Origin of the sequence: Limimaricola variabilis, assembly GCF_034371605.1 — a bacterium.
GTDB classification, from domain to species: Bacteria; Pseudomonadota; Alphaproteobacteria; order Rhodobacterales; family Rhodobacteraceae; genus Limimaricola; species Limimaricola variabilis.
In genome coordinates, this window is the sequence record NZ_CP139691.1 from 1,259,653 (window position 1) to 1,276,936 (window position 17,284).

General features: G+C 67.0%; 18 protein-coding genes. 6 read left to right on the plus strand and 12 right to left on the minus strand.

The window, feature by feature from the left end; genetic code table 11:
- Positions 1-4: 4 nt before the first annotated feature.
- Genes T8T21_RS06200 through T8T21_RS06215 form a run of 4 tightly spaced genes read right to left on the minus strand, consistent with a single transcriptional unit; the run spans position 5 to position 2,445 of the window.
- Positions 5-847: an ATP-binding protein gene (locus T8T21_RS06200; protein ID WP_322337219.1), complete on the minus strand. Its 843-nt coding sequence runs from the start codon at positions 845-847 to the stop codon at positions 5-7.
- Positions 844-1,704 carry a twin-arginine translocase subunit TatC gene (gene tatC, locus T8T21_RS06205; RefSeq protein ID WP_322337220.1) on the minus strand — a complete coding sequence of 287 codons (861 nt, stop codon included), beginning with the start codon at positions 1,702-1,704 and terminating at the stop codon, positions 844-846. Before tatC ends, T8T21_RS06200 begins: the two co-directional genes overlap by 4 nt.
- Positions 1,701-2,192 (minus strand): Sec-independent protein translocase protein TatB, encoded by a 492-nt coding sequence (gene tatB, locus T8T21_RS06210; protein WP_322337221.1) that lies wholly within the window; start codon positions 2,190-2,192, stop codon positions 1,701-1,703. The genes tatC and tatB overlap by 4 nt, the downstream gene beginning before the upstream one ends.
- Before the next feature lie 22 nt (positions 2,193-2,214).
- Positions 2,215-2,445, minus strand: coding sequence for a twin-arginine translocase TatA/TatE family subunit (locus T8T21_RS06215; protein ID WP_183474732.1), 231 nt, complete (start codon positions 2,443-2,445; stop codon positions 2,215-2,217).
- A gap of 162 nt (positions 2,446-2,607) precedes the next feature.
- Between T8T21_RS06215 and T8T21_RS06220 the strand changes: the two genes are divergently transcribed.
- Both T8T21_RS06220 and T8T21_RS06225 read left to right on the plus strand, forming a co-directional pair.
- Positions 2,608-3,279, plus strand: coding sequence for a helix-turn-helix transcriptional regulator (locus T8T21_RS06220; RefSeq protein ID WP_322337222.1), 672 nt, complete (start codon positions 2,608-2,610; stop codon positions 3,277-3,279).
- A gap of 110 nt (positions 3,280-3,389) precedes the next feature.
- Positions 3,390-3,896, plus strand: a complete 507-nt coding sequence (locus T8T21_RS06225; RefSeq protein WP_322337461.1) for a GNAT family N-acetyltransferase — start codon at positions 3,390-3,392, stop codon at positions 3,894-3,896.
- A gap of 72 nt (positions 3,897-3,968) precedes the next feature.
- Here T8T21_RS06225 and T8T21_RS06230 read toward each other — a convergent pair whose 3' ends face one another.
- Positions 3,969-5,099: an ABC transporter ATP-binding protein gene (locus T8T21_RS06230; RefSeq protein ID WP_183474729.1), complete on the minus strand. Its 1,131-nt coding sequence runs from the start codon at positions 5,097-5,099 to the stop codon at positions 3,969-3,971.
- 59 nt (positions 5,100-5,158) lie between these two features.
- A complete protein-coding gene (locus T8T21_RS06235; RefSeq protein ID WP_183474728.1) occupies positions 5,159-5,938 on the minus strand; it encodes an SDR family oxidoreductase in 780 nt (259 codons plus the stop codon).
- 88 nt (positions 5,939-6,026) lie between these two features.
- On the opposite strand from T8T21_RS06235, the gene T8T21_RS06240 reads away from it, so the two are divergent.
- Positions 6,027-7,004, plus strand: coding sequence for a Hint domain-containing protein (locus T8T21_RS06240; RefSeq protein ID WP_322337223.1), 978 nt, complete (start codon positions 6,027-6,029; stop codon positions 7,002-7,004).
- A gap of 43 nt (positions 7,005-7,047) precedes the next feature.
- On the opposite strand, the gene T8T21_RS06245 is transcribed toward T8T21_RS06240, so the two are convergent.
- The gene (locus tag T8T21_RS06245; RefSeq protein WP_322337224.1) at positions 7,048-7,767 is read right to left on the minus strand and encodes a hypothetical protein; all 720 of its coding nucleotides are present in this window, start codon (positions 7,765-7,767) and stop codon (positions 7,048-7,050) included.
- 254 nt (positions 7,768-8,021) lie between these two features.
- On the opposite strand from T8T21_RS06245, the gene T8T21_RS06250 reads away from it, so the two are divergent.
- Positions 8,022-9,617, plus strand: a complete 1,596-nt coding sequence (locus T8T21_RS06250; protein WP_183474725.1) for a peptide chain release factor 3 — start codon at positions 8,022-8,024, stop codon at positions 9,615-9,617.
- A gap of 62 nt (positions 9,618-9,679) precedes the next feature.
- On the opposite strand, the gene T8T21_RS06255 is transcribed toward T8T21_RS06250, so the two are convergent.
- A complete protein-coding gene (locus T8T21_RS06255) occupies positions 9,680-10,108 on the minus strand; it encodes an OsmC family protein (protein WP_322337225.1) in 429 nt (142 codons plus the stop codon).
- Positions 10,109-10,305: 197 nt separating this feature from the next.
- On the opposite strand from T8T21_RS06255, the gene T8T21_RS06260 reads away from it, so the two are divergent.
- Both T8T21_RS06260 and T8T21_RS06265 read left to right on the plus strand, forming a co-directional pair.
- On the plus strand, positions 10,306-11,832 hold the full coding sequence (locus T8T21_RS06260) for a DEAD/DEAH box helicase (protein WP_322337226.1): 1,527 nt from the start codon (positions 10,306-10,308) through the stop codon (positions 11,830-11,832).
- Between the two features lie 47 nt (positions 11,833-11,879).
- On the plus strand, positions 11,880-12,500 hold the full coding sequence (locus tag T8T21_RS06265; RefSeq protein WP_322337227.1) for a hypothetical protein: 621 nt from the start codon (positions 11,880-11,882) through the stop codon (positions 12,498-12,500).
- A 139-nt stretch (positions 12,501-12,639) separates the two neighbouring features.
- On the opposite strand, the gene T8T21_RS06270 is transcribed toward T8T21_RS06265, so the two are convergent.
- The 4 genes from T8T21_RS06270 to nuoN are packed head-to-tail and all read right to left on the minus strand — an operon-like array spanning position 12,640 to position 17,275.
- The gene (locus T8T21_RS06270) at positions 12,640-14,307 is read right to left on the minus strand and encodes a ribonuclease J (protein ID WP_183474721.1); all 1,668 of its coding nucleotides are present in this window, start codon (positions 14,305-14,307) and stop codon (positions 12,640-12,642) included.
- Complete coding sequence (locus tag T8T21_RS06275; protein WP_183474720.1) at positions 14,304-15,077, minus strand: type III pantothenate kinase; 774 nt, start codon at positions 15,075-15,077, stop codon at positions 14,304-14,306. The genes T8T21_RS06270 and T8T21_RS06275 overlap by 4 nt, the downstream gene beginning before the upstream one ends.
- 10 nt (positions 15,078-15,087) lie before the next feature.
- Complete coding sequence (locus tag T8T21_RS06280) at positions 15,088-15,852, minus strand: biotin--[acetyl-CoA-carboxylase] ligase (RefSeq protein ID WP_322337228.1); 765 nt, start codon at positions 15,850-15,852, stop codon at positions 15,088-15,090.
- Complete coding sequence (nuoN, locus tag T8T21_RS06285; RefSeq protein WP_322337229.1) at positions 15,842-17,275, minus strand: NADH-quinone oxidoreductase subunit NuoN; 1,434 nt, start codon at positions 17,273-17,275, stop codon at positions 15,842-15,844. Before nuoN ends, T8T21_RS06280 begins: the two co-directional genes overlap by 11 nt.
- Positions 17,276-17,284: the final 9 nt, after the last annotated feature.

Here is a 17,284-nt window from a genome sequence, read left to right on the forward strand (position 1 = left end):
CAGGTCAACCGATCCTGATGCCTTTGCGCCCGGCGAGATCGGTAAAGAACTGCCATGCGACCCGGCCCGAGCGGCCGCCCCGCGTCGCCTGCCATTCGATCGCCTCGGCGCGCAGCCGCGCGTCGTCGATCTTCAGCCCGAAGGCGTCGCAGTAGCCACGGATCATCGACAGGAACTCGTCCTGATCGCAGGGGTGGAACCCGAGCCAGAGACCGAACCGGTCCGACAGCGACACCTTCTCCTCGACTGCCTCGGATGGGCTGATCGCGGTGGAGCGCTCGTTCTCGATCATGTCGCGCGGCATCAGATGGCGCCGGTTCGAGGTGGCATAGAGCACCACATTCTCGGGCCGCCCCTCGATACCCCCGTCGAGCACCGCCTTGAGCGATTTGTAATGCGCGTCGTCATGGCTGAAGGACAGGTCGTCGCAGAACAGGATGAAGCGCTGCGGTGCGGCCCGCAGGATCGACAGGCAGCGGTCGATCGAGGCCAGATCCTCGCGCTGCACCTCGACGATCTTGAGCTGCGGAAACTCGGATTGGAGTGCGCCGTGCACCGCCTTGACGAGGCTCGACTTTCCCATGCCCCGCGCGCCCCAGAGCAGCGCGTTGTTGGCCGGAAGCCCGGCCGCGAACCGCCGGGTATTAGCCAAAAGCGTGTCGCGCGCCCGATCGATGCCGACCAGCAGGTCGAGATCGACCCGGCTTACCTTTGGCACCGCGACCATGCGGTCGGGATCGGGCTGCCACATATAGGCCGGCGCGCCGCGCAGGCTGGGCGCCGGCTGTGGCGGCGGGCTGATCCGTTCGAGCGCCAGTGCGATACGGTCGAGCGCGTCCTGGCTCATTTCACGGCCTCCTCGTCATCCTCGTCCTCATCCTCGACCCACAGCCCCTCGGCCCGGAGCCGCGCTTCGCGCTTCTTCTCGACGCGGGCGACAAGCAGGATCGACACCTCGTAGAGGCCATAGACCACGGTGAACAGGATCACCTGGCTCACCACGTCGGGCGGCGTGGCGACGGCGGCGAGCAGCAGGATCGCCACGACCGCGTATTTGCGCACGCTGCCCAGCCCCTTGGCCGAAACCAGCCCCGCCTTGCCCATAAGCGTCAGCAGGACGGGCAGCTGGAAGCACAGCCCGAAGGCCACGATGAACTTGATGGTGAGCGCCAGATAGGCTTGGGCCGAACCCTGGAAGGCAATGCCTGCCACGGCGGTTTCGGCATCGGGGCCCTCGACCAGACTGCCGGGCTGCTGGAAGCCGAGGAAGAAGTCGAAGGCCAGCGGCGTCACGACGTAATAGGCGAAGGACGCACCGAGGAAGAACATGAAGGGCGAGGCGATCATGAAGGGCAGGAAGGCGCCCTTTTCGGACTTGTAGAGCCCCGGTGCCACGAAACGCCACATCTGATAGGAGATCACCGGGAAGGCAAGCACCAGCCCGCCCAGCATCGAGATCGACACCGCGACGAAGAAGCCTTCCTGCAGCGCGATCAGGATCAGCCCGCAATCCTCCTGCCCGCGCGTCGCCATGGCAGCGCAGAGCGGTCGGGTCAGGAAGTCGAAGATCGGGTTCCAGACGGTGAAGCACACGACCATGCCCGCCACGAAGGCGAGCAGTGAGCGGATCAGTCGCGACCTGAGTTCGGCCAGATGCTCGATCAGCGGTGCGGAGCTGTCCTCGATCTCGTCGACAGGGGTCATGATGACGTCTCATCCTTTCGCGCGGGGGCAGCGGGCGCGGGGTCGTCCAGCGGTTCGGCCGGGGCGCTGATCGGCTCGGGCTCGAACTCCGGCTCGAGATCGGCCAGTTCTTCCTCGGTCGGCGCGGCGGCGGCGGCGCGCGCCTGCCGTTCGGTCGCAGCCTTGGCGGCGGCCTCCTCCACCTTGCGACGCGTTTCGGCCCGCTCCTCGGAGAGCGGCTTGTCGCTGCCCGACTTGAAGTTCTTCTTCAGCGCATCGGTCCCGAAGCTCTTGGGATCGGCGGCGGCCTTGATGGTCTTCTGGATGTCGCGCATGCCGCTTTCGTCCGCAGCATCTTCCATGGCACGCGAGAACTCCCGTGCCATGGCCTTGGCCTTGCCGGTGAAGCGACCGATTTCGCGGAACATGCCGGGCAGGTCCTTGGGACCGACCACGATCAGTGCCACGATCCCGATCAGCAGAAGCTCGCTCCAGCCCAGATCGAACATGTCGGTCTATCCTGTCTTGGGCTCAGGCCCGGTCCTTGTCCTCGACGGTGCCCGGCTCGTGCACGGTGCCCGCCTCGTTGACGGTCTTGGACTGGTCGTCGATCTCGCGCTTGCCGTCGTCGACGCCGCGCTTGAAGGCGGTGATGCCCTTGCCGACTTCGCCCATCAGCGAGGAAATCTTGCCGCGGCCGAACAGCACCAGCACCACGACGGCGATCAGAAGCAGGCCCGGCAGGCCGATATTGTTGAGCATGGCGTGTCTCCCATTCCGGCGGCCCTCGGGGCCGCGCCTTGTCTCGCAGCCCCGAGATACGCCGACCCGCCCCGCTACGAAAGAGCGCAAGCGGTGAAAGGCAGCGCTTTTCTTGACACGAAACTGTCAGGAGCGCATCCAGACCGCGACAGGAGAACCGCCATGCCCCGCTCCGACCGCCTTGTCGAGATGATCCGCATCCTGCGCGACGGGCGGTTGCACCGCGCCGAAGACATGGCCGAACGGCTCGGCGTCTCTGCGCGCACGGTCTATCGCGACATGGACCGGCTGATCGCCTCGGGCGTGCCGATCGAGGGGCGCAGGGGGCTGGGCTACCGCGCCACCGCCGCCGTCACCCTGCCGCCGCTGAACCTGACGATGACCGAATTGGAAGCGCTGCATCTGGGGCTCGCGGCAGTGACGCGTGCCGAGGATGCCGAGCTGCGCGCCGCCGCGCTGTCGCTTTCGGGGCGGATCGATGCGGTTCTGCCCGAGGATCGCGACCGCGCCGGCGGCTGGAGCTTTGCCACGCCCCCCTTGGGCGATGCCGTGACGGGGTTCCGGCACATGGGCAGCCTGCGCGCCGCGATCCGGGCGCGGCAGAAGCTGCAGGTGACGATGCGCGATGCACCGGTCACGCAAGTGCTGCGGCCGCTGCGGCTCGATTACTGGGGACGGGTGTGGACGCTGACCGGCTGGAACGAGACCACGCGCGATTTCGCCGAGCTGCGGGTCGATCGTATCGCCGCGCTCAAGGTGCTGCCACAGCTCTTCGTGGACGAGCCGGGGCGCATGCTCGCCGATCTCGAGGCCGCGCGAGGGGCCCGGGCATAGGGCTCGGAGGATTGGGGGCGGATGATCTGCCCGAAGTTCAGCGCGCGGAACTTGCCTCCGGCCGCGGTGCCGCAGAAAAGCGGCGTATCGTTCTCGTTCAGAAGGCCGCCATGAACCTCAGACCTGCACAGGCGGCCGACGCGTCGAGCCTCGCGGCCCTCTCCATCGAAGTCTGGCTGGGCACCTATATCCGCAACGGCGTGAACGGTTTCTTCGCGGATTACGCGTTGACCCAGTTCACGCCAGAGAGATACCGCGCCTGGCTCGATGACCCTGACGAGCATGTCATCGTGTCCCTGAACGCGGACGGGATAGACGGCTTCGCCCGTGTCAGCTCGGGCAAAATGGCACCGCTCGACCCGCGCTCGACCGTGGAGCTGTCCACGCTCTACGTGCAGCCGCGGCACCACGGCAAAGGCATTGGCCGAGCCCTTCTGGAGGCGTCTTTGTGCCACGCACGTACGACCGGCAGCCCGTCGATCTGGCTGACGACGAATGCGGAGAACATGCAAGCGATAGGATTTTACCGATCCCAAGGCTTCGAGAGGATCGGAACCACGCAGTTCCGGATCGGGGACCAGAGCTATCCGAACGACGCCTTTCGCTACAGCTTCTGAGAGCCGCTCAGAAACTCACATCCGAATTTTGGCCCATTTAGCCCAGCGCACCGATACGCGGCGCCCGGAGCGTCAGCCTCGGCGTCGCTTGGGAAATACGAAGCAGCGGTCGCGGCGCATCATCAGCCACAGCCGCGTGCCGGGCTTGGGCAGGAAGACCGACGGCACGGAAGCGCGCAGGATCTCGTTGTCGTGGTCCATGCGGAACTCCACGAGACTCGACGCGCCGAGGAACCGCGACCGCTCCACCGTCCCGGCGGCGGGCGTGCCTTCGCGTGCGGTGGGGTTCGGGCCACGCCCCTGCCGGTCGAAATCGATCTTGAGGTGCTGGGGCCGGATCACGATCTCGACCTCGGTGCCGTCGGGCAGGCCCGGTGTCAGGAAATCGCCAAAGGGGGTGTCGCATAGGGCCCCCTGCACCACGCCTTCGATCACGTTGATGTCCGAGAAGAACGCCGCCGCCTCACGGTCCTTGGGCGCGTTGTAGATGTTGTAGGGCGCACCGTGCTGCACCACCCGGCCGTCGCGCATCAGCGCGATCTCGTCGGCCATGCGCATCGCCTCGGCGGGCTCGTGGGTGACCAGCAGCACCGCCGTCCCCTCGGCCTTGAGCACGCCCAGCGTTTCGTCGCGGATGTCGTCGCGCAGCCGGTCGTCGAGGCCCGAGAACGGCTCGTCCATCAGCAGAATGCGCGGGCTGGGCGCCAGCGCCCGCGCCAAGGCCACCCGCTGCTGCTCGCCGCCCGACAATTCATGCGGATAGCGGTCGATGTGGCGGCGCATGCCCACCTTGTCGAGCAGCGTCTCGACCCTTGTCCGGATCTCGGCCTTGCTGCCCTTGATGCCGAAGCCCACGTTACGCGCCACGTCGAGATGCGGAAACAGCGCGAAATCCTGAAACATCAGCCCGATGCCGCGCGATTCCGGCGGTACGTGCAGCGCGCCTTCGGAGATCGGCGCGCCATCGACATAGACGCCGCCCGCATCCTGCCTATCGACCCCGGCGATGATCCTCAGCGTCGTCGACTTGCCGCAGCCCGACGGCCCGAGCAGGCAGGTCACCTGCCCCGGCATCACCTTGAGCGACACGCCCGACACCACCTCGCGGCCCCCGAACACACGGGTCAAGTCGCGGATCTCGAGGCGCGGTGCGGGCGCGGTCTGCGCGGCAGTGGTCCGGGCGGGAGGGGCGGTCTCGAACAAGGTCAAATCCCGATCAAATACGTCGGATTGCCCTAGCAATCCCGCCTCCCGCCCGCAAGTCACATGGTCTGGTTGCCCGCGCCGCCGTCGAGCAGCACGTTCTGCCCCACCATGAACCCGGCATGCTGCGAGCACATGAAGGCGCAGGTGGCGCCGAATTCGGCCGCGGTGCCATAGCGCCGGACCGGGATCGTCGCCTCGCGCTTGCGGCGCGCATCTTCGACGCTGATACCTTCCTTCTGGGAGACGCCGCCATCGAGCGACGCGGCCCGGTCGGTATCGTGGATGCCGGGCAGCAGGTTGTTGATCGTCACGCCCGCATGGGCCACCTGCCGCGAGGTACCCGCGACAAAGCCGGTCAGGCCGGCACGTGCCGAGTTGGACAGGCCCAGCACCGCGATCGGCGTCTTCACCGATTGCGAAGTGATGTTGACCACGCGGCCCCAGCCGCGCTCCATCATCCCCGGCACCAGCGCCTTCATCAGCGCGATCGGGGTGAGCATGTTGGCGTCGAGCGCGCGGATGAAATCCTCGCGGTCCCAATCGGTCCACATGCCCGGTGGCGGGCCGCCCGCATTGGTGACGAGGATGTCGACGCCCTGCGCCGCCTCGATGACCTTGCTCTGCCCCTCCGGGGTGGTCACGTCGCAGGCGACGGTCGTGACCTCGACACCGAACCGGTCGCGGATCTCCTGCGCGGTCTGCTCCAGTGCCTCGGCGCCGCGAGCGTTCATCACCAGATCGACGCCCGCCTCGGCCAGCGCCTCGGCGCAGCCACGGCCCAAGCCCTTGGACGACGCGCAGACCAGCGCCCGCTTGCCCCTGATGCCCAGATCCATCAGATAACCTCCCTGTTTACCCGGATGGCCTAGCATCGGTCCGGACCCCGGGCAATGATGCCCGTGACTGCGGAGGGGAAGCGCGCGGATGGATGATGACCAGGTGCAGCAGCTCGGCGTCTACGAGGCCGGGGCGTTCCGGGTGGTGCAGGGCGTGGCCCGCGGCGAGGCGCTGAGCTTCGCCGACGATCTCGTACCGGGCGATGTCTATCGGCTTGCCGCCGATGCCCAGCTACGGCAGATCAGCGTCCGGCCCGAGGCCGCAGGCGGGTTCAGGATCCTGTCCGGCGGCGCCGCCGAAAAGCCCGGGCGTATCCTGCATCTCGACAGCTGCCTGACCCTGATGGCCAAGAGCGGCGCCTCCGGCGAGGCGATCATCCTCGTCGAGGTCGAGGACGGCCATGCCGTGGCGATCTATCTGCTGCCGCTGGGACGGCTGGAGCCCGAGGGGGAGTATCGGCTGGTCGGGATCGACCGGCACGCGGGAACGGAACGCCTGGCTCAGGTGACCTGCGTGTCCTTCACTCGCGGCACCCATATCGCCCTCGCCAGCGGCGCGCAGGTGCCGGTCGAGGATCTTCGCCCCGGCGACCGCGTCCTGACGCGCGACGACGGGCCGCAGCCTCTACGCTGGATCGGCCAAACGACGTTGCGCGCCACCGGAGGCTTCGCTCCGGTGCTGATCCGCGAAGGGGCCCTGCACAACGCGCGCGACCTGCTGTTGAGCCCCGATCACCGTGTCTTCGTCTGGCAGCGCGAGGATCGGCTCGGCGTCGGACGGGCCGAGCTTCTGGTCAAGGTACGCCATCTGATCAACGGTGACAGCGTGCAGCAGCGCGAAGGCGGCTTCGTCGATTATTTCCAGCTGGTCTTCGACTCGCACCAGATCGTCTATGCCGAGGGGATCGCCGCAGAGTCCCTGCTGATCGACCACCGCAACCGTAGCGCCTTGCCCGACGATCTCTCCGCACATCCGACGCCGCGCCATCTCGACTACGAGGTCAGCGAACGGCTGGTCTCGGGGGGCGAGGCCGTGGCCCTCCTGCGGCGCGCCTCGGGATTGTAGGCCGAGCCGCGGCAAGCGGCCCGGCGCATGTCACGCGAAGCGCTCAGCCGCCGATCCCGACATCGACCTGCGCGTCGAGGAGCCGTTTCGAACCCGTCTTGCTGGGCTTGCCAGCCGACAGGCCGACATCCGCATCAAGCAGCAACCCGCCATTCGAGCGCGAGCCGCCGACCGAGGCATCGACACCGGCATCGACCAAGCCGCCTGAGGAGCCCGAACCGCCGGACGATCCAGACCCTCCGGAGCCGGTGCTTCCGACCGAGACATCGGCCCTGGCATCCACGAGACCACCCGACGAACCCGATCCGCCGGAGCCGCCAGAGCCGCCAGAGCCGCCAGAGCCGCCAGAGCCGCCGACAGAGACGTCCGCATCCGCATTCGCAACCCCGCCCGAACTTCCTCCGGACTGCGAACCCGAACCGGAGCCGCCGGACGAACCGGAACCGCTACTGGAACCCGATCCGCCGGAGCCGCCGGAGCCGGACCCAGCACCCGACCCTGAGCCGGAGCCGGAGCCGCCGCTTGCACCGCCCGATGCGCTCCCGTTGCCCGAGGCTGTTGCCGCACCACCGGTGCCCGCACTGCCCCCAGCGTCGCCGCCGTTCGTCGATCCCCCGCCGGAACCGCCTGCTTCGCCACTGGCGCTGAGCGCGAGCGAGCGGTCCGTCCCTGCTCCGCCACGGAACGCCAGATTATCCGGCTCACCGCATGCGGTGAGCGTCGAGCCGACCAGCAGCATTCCGATCGTGGTCCGAATGGTCATTGAAGTCATGATCCGTTCCTTTCAGATGCAGCCGATGACGCACGCGCCACCGGCACTTACCACCTCAGGTTGCTCAGGGACCATGGCAAACTTGTGGCAATAGTCACCTTAAGTATATGATTTATATGCTCTTTATTACCAAACATCGTGGAACCGCTCGACGACGAATGCGTTGAACCTTCGGCATGCCGTCACGGCAGATCGGTTCGATCCCGGCAATTGTCTCGGCGCTTCGGAGTGGCTATAGCGCCCGCATGAACAACCGCCCCGCCCTCCCGCCCGAAATCGCCCGCCGCCGGACCTTTGCGATCATCTCGCACCCCGACGCCGGCAAGACCACGCTGACCGAGAAGTTCCTCCTCTTCGGCGGGGCGATTCAGATGGCCGGCCAGGTCCGCGCCAAAGGCGAGGCGCGGCGCACGCGCTCGGACTTCATGCAAATGGAGAAGGATCGCGGCATCTCGGTCTCGGCCTCGGCGATGTCCTTCGACTTCGAGCGCTTCCGCTTCAACCTCGTCGACACGCCCGGCCACTCGGACTTCTCCGAGGACACCTACCGTACGCTGACCGCCGTGGACGCGGCCGTGATGGTGATCGACGGCGCCAAGGGCGTGGAGAGCCAGACCCGCAAGCTGTTCGAGGTCTGCCGCCTGCGCGACCTGCCGATCCTGACCTTCTGCAACAAGATGGACCGGGAAAGCCGCGACACCTTCGAGATCATCGACGAGATTCAGGAAAACCTCGCCATCGACGTGACCCCGGCCTCGTGGCCGATCGGCGTCGGCCGGGATTTTCTCGGCTGCTATGATCTCCTGAACGACCGGCTCGAACTGATGGACCGCGCCGATCGCAACCGCGTGGCCGAAAGCGTCCGCATCTCGGGTCTCGACGACCCGAAGATGGAGGAACATGTTCCCGCCCACCTGCTCGAGAAGCTGCGCGAAGAGGTCGAGATGGCACGCGAGTTGCTGCCCGCGCTCGATCCTCAGGCCGTGCTCGAAGGGCACATGACGCCGATCTGGTTCGGCTCGGCGATCAACAGCTTCGGCGTGCGCGAGCTGATGGCCGGCATCGGCACCTATGGCCCGGAGCCGCAGGTGCAGAAGGCCGAACCGCGCGAGATCGCGCCCGAAGAGGACAAGGTCGCGGGCTTCGTCTTCAAGGTGCAGGCCAATATGGACCCCAAGCACCGCGACCGTGTCGCCTTCGTGCGCCTCGCCTCCGGCCATTTCCAGCGTGGCCAAAAGCTCACCCATGTCCGCTCGAAGAAGCAGATGGCGATCACCAACCCGGTGTTGTTCCTCGCCTCCGACCGCGAACTCGCCGACGAGGCCTGGGCCGGCGACATCATCGGCATCCCCAACCACGGCCAGCTGCGCATCGGAGACACGCTGACCGAGGGCGAGATGCTGCGCGTGGCGGGGATCCCCTCGTTCGCACCCGAACTGCTACAGACCTGCCGCGCAGGCGACCCGATGAAGGCCAAGCATCTCGACAAGGCGCTCAGCCAGTTTGCCGAGGAAGGCGCCGCCAAAGTGTTCAAGCCGACCTTCGGTTCGGGCTTCATCGTGGGCGTCGTCGGCGCGTTGCAGTTCGAGGTGCTCGCCAGCCGGATCGAGATGGAATACGGCCTGCCGGTGCGCTTCGAGCCGTCGCAGTTCACCTCGGCGCGCTGGATGGCCGGCGACAAGGCGGCGGTCGAGACCTTTGCCGCCAAAAACAAGCAGCACATCGCAACCGATAATGACGGCGATCTGGTCTATCTCACCCGGATGCAGTGGGACATCGACCGGGTCGAGCGCGATCACCCGGAGATCCGCCTCACCGCCACCAAGGAAATGATGGTGTAATAGAAAGAATAAGAGATGCGGCCCTAGTTGGGCCGCATCTCTTCCCTCTTCCGAACCATCACTCAGACGAGCTTCGCGTCCATCGTGATTTCGGCCCCCTTGAGTAGTTTCGACACCGGGCAGCCGGTCTTAGTGGCCTCGGCCGCCTTGCGGAACTGCTCCTCGGAGGCGCCGGAGACCTTCGCGCGCACGTCGAGATGGATATTTGTGATCTCGAAGCCCTCGCCGACCTTCTCCAGGGATACGGTCGATTGCACGTCGATATCGTCGGCGGTCAGCTCGTCCTTGCCCAACTCCAGCGACAGCGCCATGGCGTAGCAGGCGGAATGGGCCGCGCCGATCAACTCCTCGGGGTTGGTGCCAGGGCCGCCTTCGAAGCGGGCGTTGAAGCCGTAGGGCTCGTCCCTCAGGACACCGGTCTGGGTCGAGATCTTGCCGCCGCCCTCCTTGATGCCGCCGCTCCAATGGGCCTTGCCGTGTTTCTTGATCATCGCCGTCTCCATCTCGGTCGCGCCCGCTTTGCGGGCTGTCGGACGCAACGCACGCAAGCAGGCCCCGTTCCTTCGCCAAACTTGACCTGCACGGGCTTTCGGCATAAGGCGGGCCAAGTCGAACGACCCGGCAATCCGGCCGGGCGGGCCGCGCCTGCTCCTGCGGCCAATCGGTGCCGCAGTCTCGAAAGGCTCACATGACCCAGTTCAACGACCTCAATCTCGACCCCAAGGTACTCAAGGCCATCGCCGAGGCGGGCTATGAGACGCCGACGCCGATCCAGGCCGGCGCCATTCCGCCCGCGCTCGAAGGCCGCGACGTGCTGGGCATCGCCCAGACCGGGACCGGTAAGACGGCGAGCTTCACGCTGCCGATGATCACCCTCCTGGGTCGTGGCCGCGCCCGTGCCCGAATGCCGCGCAGCCTCGTGCTGTGCCCGACCCGCGAACTCGCCGCTCAGGTGGCCGAGAACTTCGACACCTATGCCAAGCACACTAAGCTCACCAAGGCGCTGCTGATCGGCGGCGTCTCGTTCAAGGAGCAGGATGCGCTGATCGACAAGGGCGTCGACGTGCTGATCGCCACCCCCGGCCGCCTGCTCGACCATTTCGAGCGCGGCAAGCTGCTGCTCACCGGCGTGCAGATCATGGTCGTGGACGAGGCCGACCGCATGCTCGACATGGGCTTCATCCCCGATATCGAGCGGATCTTCGGGCTGACGCCCTTTACCCGCCAGACGCTGTTCTTCTCGGCCACCATGGCGCCCGAGATCGAGCGGATCACCAACACCTTCCTGTCGAACCCGGAAAAGATCGAAGTGGCCCGCGCCGCCACCACGGGCGAGAACATCAAGCAGGGCGTGGTGATGTTCCGGGCCAGCCGCAAGGAGCGCGAGGCCGACGAAAAACGCGAGCTGCTGCGCGCCCTGATCGACGCCGAAGGCGAGGCCTGCACAAATGCGATCATCTTCTGCAACCGCAAGATGGACGTCGACGTGGTGGCCAAGAGCCTCAAGAAGCACGGCTACGACGCCGAGCCGATCCACGGCGATCTCGACCAGAGCCAGCGCACCCGGACGCTGGACGGCTTCCGTGCCGGCGAGGTGAAGATCCTCGTGGCCTCCGACGTCGCCGCGCGCGGCCTCGACGTCCCCTCGGTGAGCCACGTGTTCAACTTCGACGTCCCGAGCCATGCCGAGGACTACGTGCACCGGATCGGCCGCACCGGCCGCGCCGGCCGCAAGGGCACCGCGATCATGATCTGCAGCCCGCGTGACGAGAAGAACCTCGACGACGTGGAGCGGCTGGTCCAGTCGGCGATCCCGCGGCTCGAGGACCCGCGCGGCGCGCGCCCCGCTGCCGCGCCTGCCGCCGAGGCCGCGACCAGCGAGGAAGAGCGTCCGCGTCGCAGCCGCAGCCGCACCCGGTCCCGCAGCCGCGACGACGCCAAGCGCGAGGAGAAGCCCGTAGCGGCCGCTCCGCAGGCCGAGACCGTCGTCGAAACCAAGCCGGAGCCTGCCCCGCAGCCGGAACCCGCACCCCAACCGGTTCCCGAGCCTGCCGCAGCAGCGGCGCCGGCGCAGGCCGAGCCGCGCCGTAATGATCGAGGCAATCGCGGCCGCGACCGTCGTCGCAACGAGCCGCGCGAAGAAGAGGTGGTAGGCATGGGCGACGATACCCCCGCCTTCATTCTCAAGAGCTTCGAGGAGCGGCGCGCCGGCTAAGGCCGCGCCCGAACGCGATGCGCAGCCTGATTGCCCTCGCTTTTGCCATGCTGCTCCCGGCCCTGCCCGCGCAGGCCGAGGAGCGGCGCTGCACCGCCAGCGTCAACGGACGCGAGACCGTTGTCACCTATGACGACGAGATCGCCTTCGACACCAAGCTCGGCACCCGCGAGCGCCTCTCGCGCTGGCCGGGCCGGGTCTGGAACAAGGCCTGGGGCACGCCGCCCGCCTGCGACAGCCGCGTGCTCTTCACCTATCTCTCGGTCGAGTTGCCGCCCAAAGAGACCGAGGGCTACTGCCTCCAGCGCGATCCCGACGATGATGGCTGGCTGCTGGTCCCCGGGGCGCGTGGCGCTACGGCGCAATGCAGTGTCACCACCTGCGACCGCGTCAATGCCGCGGCCGATGGCGCGATCGATACCGGCGCGGCGCTGGCCGGGCTCATGCTGACTCCGCCGCCCAGCCCGGCCGAGGCCGTGGCGGAGCCCTCGCGGCTGCTGCACAGCTCGGGCGCGCTGGTGCTGAAGGGCACGGCGGACTGGCTCGCCACCAGCATCGGCACCGCCGCGCCCGGCGTCACCGCCGCGCTGACCGGCCCCGTGGCGCTTGGCGCTGCCGCGGCATCGGTCGTGGTGATCGGCGGGGCGGTCTATGTCTGCAGCGGCTGAAGCCGTATTCCGCAGCGAGCACGCATTCGATCGATGAAATGCAACGGGCCGCGCCCTCCTCGGAGAGCGCGGCCCGGTTCGTTTACGGATGCGCCGTGAGGTCCGGGGCCGAATGGCACCGAACCTCGCGACCGAGCGATCAGCTCAACCGGCTCACCACAACGTTGACCTCGGGCTTCTTTCCGGTCTCGGCCTGGGTGGTCGAACGCGCGATACGCTTGAGCTCGCGGTCGAGCTTGTCCTCGTCGCGCAGCATCTTGCGGCCCGCGCGATTGACGAACTGCGCCAGATCCGACTCGAGCGTCTCGACCAGCGAGGCGTTGGAACGGCCTTTCTCAGGCAGGCCCATGATCTCGCACCACGGATCGCCCAGCGGCTCGTCATCCTCGTCGATGATCATCGTCACCGTGACATGGCCATTGAGCGCCATGCGGATCCGGTCGCGTACGATGCCGTCCATGGCACCGATCATCACCGAACCGTCAAGGTAGCTGCGGCCGGTGTCGATGTACTCGGCCACCTTCGGCGCGTTGCCCGACAGGTCCAGCATCATGCCGTTGACCGCCACGATGCCCGAGAGCCCGCGCTCGGCGCCCAGCTTCACATGCTCACGCAGGTGGCGGTGCTCGCCGTGCATCGGCACCAGGAACTGCGGCCGCACGATGTCGTGCAGCAGCTGTAGGTCGGGCCGGTTGGCGTGGCCGGAGACATGGTAGAGGCCATGCGTGTCCTCGATCACGTCCACACCCTTTTCCGAGAGCTGGTTCATGATCTTGATCACGCCGCGCTCGTTGCCGGGGATGGTGCGCGAGGAGAACAGGAAGCTGTCGCCTTCCTGCAGCTTCAGGCCGAGATAGCTGCCCTGCGCCAGCTGGGCGCTGGCGGCGCGGCGCTCGCCCTGGCTGCCGGTGACGAGCAGCAGCAGCTTCTCGCGCGGGATCGAGGCGGCCTCTTCCGGCCCGACGGTCTTGGGAAAGCCGTGCAGCAGGCCGCACTCGGTCGCGGTCTCGACCATGCGGCGCATGGCGCGGCCGAGCAGGCATACGGTGCGTCCGGCGCGGTCGGCGGCCACGGCGATGGTCTTGAGACGTGCCACGTTCGAAGCGAAGGTCGTGGCGACGACCATGCCCGGCTGCGAGGCGATCAGCTTCTCGATCTCGGGGGCGAGCGTCGCCTCCGAGCGGCCCGGCTGGGGCGAGAACACGTTGGTCGAGTCGCAGATCAGCGCCTTGACCCCGCCCTGCGAAACCTCGGCCCAGAGATCGGGGTTGAACGGCTCGCCCACCACCGGGGTGTGGTCGATCTTGAAGTCGCCCGAATGGATTACCCGCCCCTCGGGGCTGTCGATCACGAGGCCCGAGCTTTCGGGGATCGAGTGGCTGATCGGCACGAAGCCGACCTTGAACGGCCCCGCCTCGACCGTGGCGGGCCAGGGCTCGACCACGTTGAGCACGCTGTCCGGCGCGCCGTGCTCGTCGAGCTTGTGCCGCGCGATCGCGGCGGTGAATTTGCGGGCATGGATGGTGGCGCCGAGACGCTTCCAGAAATGGCCGACCGCGCCGACATGGTCCTCATGCGCGTGGGTGATAAAGATCGCCTCAATGCGATCCTTGCGCGCCTCGAGCCACGAAATGTCGGGCATGATCAGGTCGACGCCGGGTGTCGTGTCCATGTCGGGGAAGGTCACGCCGAGATCGACGACGATCAGCCGTTCCTGCCCCGGTTTGCCGTAGCCGTAGACATAGGCGTTCATGCCGATCTCGCCGGCACCGCCGAGAGGAAGGTAGATCAGTCTTTCGCCGCTCATGCGGTCTCCTTGTTGTAGCTATGGATGACGGTCAGCCCGTGCATCGTCAAATCGTCTTCGATATCGTCGAACAGCATGTCGCCCTGCGCGAACAGGGGCGCAAGCCCCCCGGTTCCGATGATCCGCATCGGACGGTCGCGCTCCGCCCGGATGCGGTCGCATATCCCGCGTACGAGGCCGACATAGCCCCAGAAGATGCCCGACTGCATGCAGGCAACGGTGTTGGTGCCGATCACCCGCTCGGGCTTGCTCACATCGACATGCGGCAGCGCGGCCGCCGCCTGATGCAGCGCCTCGAGGCTCAGGTTCACGCCGGGCGAGATGACGCCGCCGACATAGGCACCATCGGTGTCTACTACGTCGAAGGTCGTCGCCGTGCCGAAATCGACGACCACCAGATCGCCGCCATGCCGGTCCCAGGCACCCGCAGTGTTGACCAGCCGGTCCGGGCCGACCTGCGTGCCCGCATCAACGCGCGGTGCTACGGGCAAGCGGCAATCCGGCTTGCCCACGACGAGCGGACGGCAGTTGAAATAGCGATCCGCAAGCACACGCAGGTTGAAGACCACCCGCGGCACCGTGGAGGAGACGATCATCTCGTCGATCTGGGCCTCGATACCGCGCATCTTCATCAGCGTCGACAGCCAGACGAAATACTGGTCCGCCGTCCGCTGCCACTCGGTCGAGGTACGCCAAGTGGCGAGGAACTCGGACCCGTTCCAGATCGAGAACACGGTATTGGTGTTGCCGCAGTCTATCGCGAGAAGCATTCCCGACCTCTCAGAAAAATACGTCGGCGGCGCTGATCGCGCGGGGCCCCTTGGCTGTCCGCAGCATCAGGTTGCCGGCCAAGTCCACGGTTTCGAACACGCCGGTGATCTCTTCGGTGCCGGTACGCGCGGAGATCACCTCGCCCAGCCGGGCGGCGTGACGCAACCAGTCCTCGCGGATGCGCTCGAAGCCAAAGGCGTCGAGCTTGCCCTCCTCGGTGGCAAAGGCGTCGGCGAGATGGGTCAGGAATTCCTCCGGATCGACCAGCGGCCCGCCATTGTCGGCGACCGCGATCGGCGGGAAGGCCGCGTCGCCCAGCCCCTCGGGCGCGCGCGCGAGGTTCACGCCGACACCAATGGCCAGCCAGTCGACATAGGGCCCCTGCCCGGCGCTCTCCAGAAGGATGCCCGCGACCTTGCCGCCGTCGAGCAGCACGTCGTTGGGCCATTTGAGCGAGAGGCGGGTCCGGTCGACATGGATCGCCAGCGCCTCGAACAGCGCGACGGCGGCGAGGAAGCTGCGCCGCGCGGCTTCTGCCGGCGTCGCCTCGGGCTTGTAAACCAGCGTTGCCGAGAGATTGCCCGCCTCGCTGCTCCAGACCCGGCCGCGACGGCCGCGCCCAGTGGTCTGCTCATGCGCCATTATCCAGGTCGGCCCGGCAAGACCAGAGGCCGCGCGTCGCGCGGCCTCGGCCATGGTGCTGTCGACGGTGTCGAGCACCACCCGCTCCCACCCCTCGGGCCAGAGCCCGCGGGATGTGGGGTCAGTTGACAAGGGTCGCCGCCGCGGCCGCGGCCAACGGCTCGATGCCGAACAGGTTGATCACGCCGAACACCATCACCGCGGCCGAGGCCATGAGCACGCCCCACAGCAGCGGCGAGGTACCGGTGTCGAGCGCTTCGCGCTCTTCGCCGAAATACATGTAGTAGACGATGCGCAGGTAATAGAACGCACCGATCACCGAGGCGATCACGCCGAGGATCGCGAGCCAGGTCAGCCCACCTTCATAGGCCGCGCGCAGCACGTAGAGCTTGCCGAAGAAGCCGACCATCGGCGGCACGCCGGCGAGGCTGAACAGCAGCACCAGCATCGCCAGCGCCCGCATCGGCGCATAGCGCGAATACATGTGCAGAGCGTTGATGTCGGTCACTGGGCGACCGTCACGCTCCATCGACAGGATGAAGGCGAAGGTGCCGATGTTCATGGTGACGTAGATCGCCATGTAGATCAGCATCGCCTGCACGCCGAAGGCGGTGCCGGAAGCGAGGCCCATCAGCGCGAAGCCCATATGGGCGATCGAGGAATAGGCCATCAGGCGCTTGATGTTGGTCTGGCCGATCGCGGCGACGCCGCCCCAGAACACCGAAACCAGCGACAGGAAGGCGACGATCTGCTGCCAGTCGCCCACGACCCCGCCGAAGCCGTCATAGACGACGCGGGCGAAGAGCGCGATGGCCGCCACCTTGGGCGCGGTCGCCATGAAGGCGGTCACCGGCGTGGGGGCGCCCTCGTAGACGTCCGGCGTCCACATGTGGAACGGTGCGGCCGAGACCTTGAAGGCAAAGCCGACCATCAGGAAGACGAGGCCGAAGATCAGGCCGAGCGGCGCGCCGAGCGCGGTGGCGATGAAGATACCCTCGAACTGGGTCGTGCCGGCGAAGCCGTAGACCAGCGAGGCACCGTAGAGCATCAGGCCCGAGCTGAGCGCGCCCAGCACGAAGTACTTGAGGCCGGCCTCGGTTGACTTCTCACTGTCGCGGCGCAGCGAAGCCACGACATACATCGCCAGCGACTGCAGCTCGATGCCCATGTAGAGCACCATCAAGTCGCCAGCCGACACCATCACCATCATGCCGACCACGGCCAGCGTCACGAGCACCGGATACTCGAAGCGCAGCAGGTTGCGGCGGGCGAGGTATTCCTGGCTCATCACCAGCACGACGGCGGCCGAGAGCAGGATCGTCACCTTGGCGAAACGGGCGAAGCCGTCATCGATGAAGCTGTTAAAGAAGGCCGGATCGGTGCCCTCGCGGGTGGCGATCAGGAAGGCCATCAGGGTGAACATCGCGGCGGTCGCCCAGATCAGTAGACCGGCCGACTTGTCCTTGGTGGTGTAGACGCCCGCCATGAGCGCGACCATCGCATAGACCGAGAGGATCACCTCGGGCAGGACGGTCTGGAGATCGAGTGAGAACATGTGTCCTGG

Coding starts and splice junctions, on each gene's coding strand:
- T8T21_RS06200 (WP_322337219.1), bottom strand. CDS start 847: ATGAGCCAGGACGCGCTCGACCGTATCGCACTGGCGCTCGAACGGATC.
- tatC (WP_322337220.1), bottom strand. CDS start 1,704: ATGACCCCTGTCGACGAGATCGAGGACAGCTCCGCACCGCTGATCGAG.
- tatB (WP_322337221.1), bottom strand. CDS start 2,192: ATGTTCGATCTGGGCTGGAGCGAGCTTCTGCTGATCGGGATCGTGGCA.
- T8T21_RS06215 (WP_183474732.1), bottom strand. CDS start 2,445: ATGCTCAACAATATCGGCCTGCCGGGCCTGCTTCTGATCGCCGTCGTG.
- T8T21_RS06220 (WP_322337222.1), top strand. CDS start 2,608: ATGCCCCGCTCCGACCGCCTTGTCGAGATGATCCGCATCCTGCGCGAC.
- T8T21_RS06225 (WP_322337461.1), top strand. CDS start 3,390: ATGAACCTCAGACCTGCACAGGCGGCCGACGCGTCGAGCCTCGCGGCC.
- T8T21_RS06235 (WP_183474728.1), bottom strand. CDS start 5,938: ATGGATCTGGGCATCAGGGGCAAGCGGGCGCTGGTCTGCGCGTCGTCC.
- T8T21_RS06240 (WP_322337223.1), top strand. CDS start 6,027: ATGGATGATGACCAGGTGCAGCAGCTCGGCGTCTACGAGGCCGGGGCG.
- T8T21_RS06245 (WP_322337224.1), bottom strand. CDS start 7,767: ATGACCATTCGGACCACGATCGGAATGCTGCTGGTCGGCTCGACGCTC.
- T8T21_RS06250 (WP_183474725.1), top strand. CDS start 8,022: ATGAACAACCGCCCCGCCCTCCCGCCCGAAATCGCCCGCCGCCGGACC.
- T8T21_RS06255 (WP_322337225.1), bottom strand. CDS start 10,108: ATGATCAAGAAACACGGCAAGGCCCATTGGAGCGGCGGCATCAAGGAG.
- T8T21_RS06260 (WP_322337226.1), top strand. CDS start 10,306: ATGACCCAGTTCAACGACCTCAATCTCGACCCCAAGGTACTCAAGGCC.
- T8T21_RS06265 (WP_322337227.1), top strand. CDS start 11,880: ATGCTGCTCCCGGCCCTGCCCGCGCAGGCCGAGGAGCGGCGCTGCACC.
- T8T21_RS06270 (WP_183474721.1), bottom strand. CDS start 14,307: ATGAGCGGCGAAAGACTGATCTACCTTCCTCTCGGCGGTGCCGGCGAG.
- T8T21_RS06275 (WP_183474720.1), bottom strand. CDS start 15,077: ATGCTTCTCGCGATAGACTGCGGCAACACCAATACCGTGTTCTCGATC.
- nuoN (WP_322337229.1), bottom strand. CDS start 17,275: ATGTTCTCACTCGATCTCCAGACCGTCCTGCCCGAGGTGATCCTCTCG.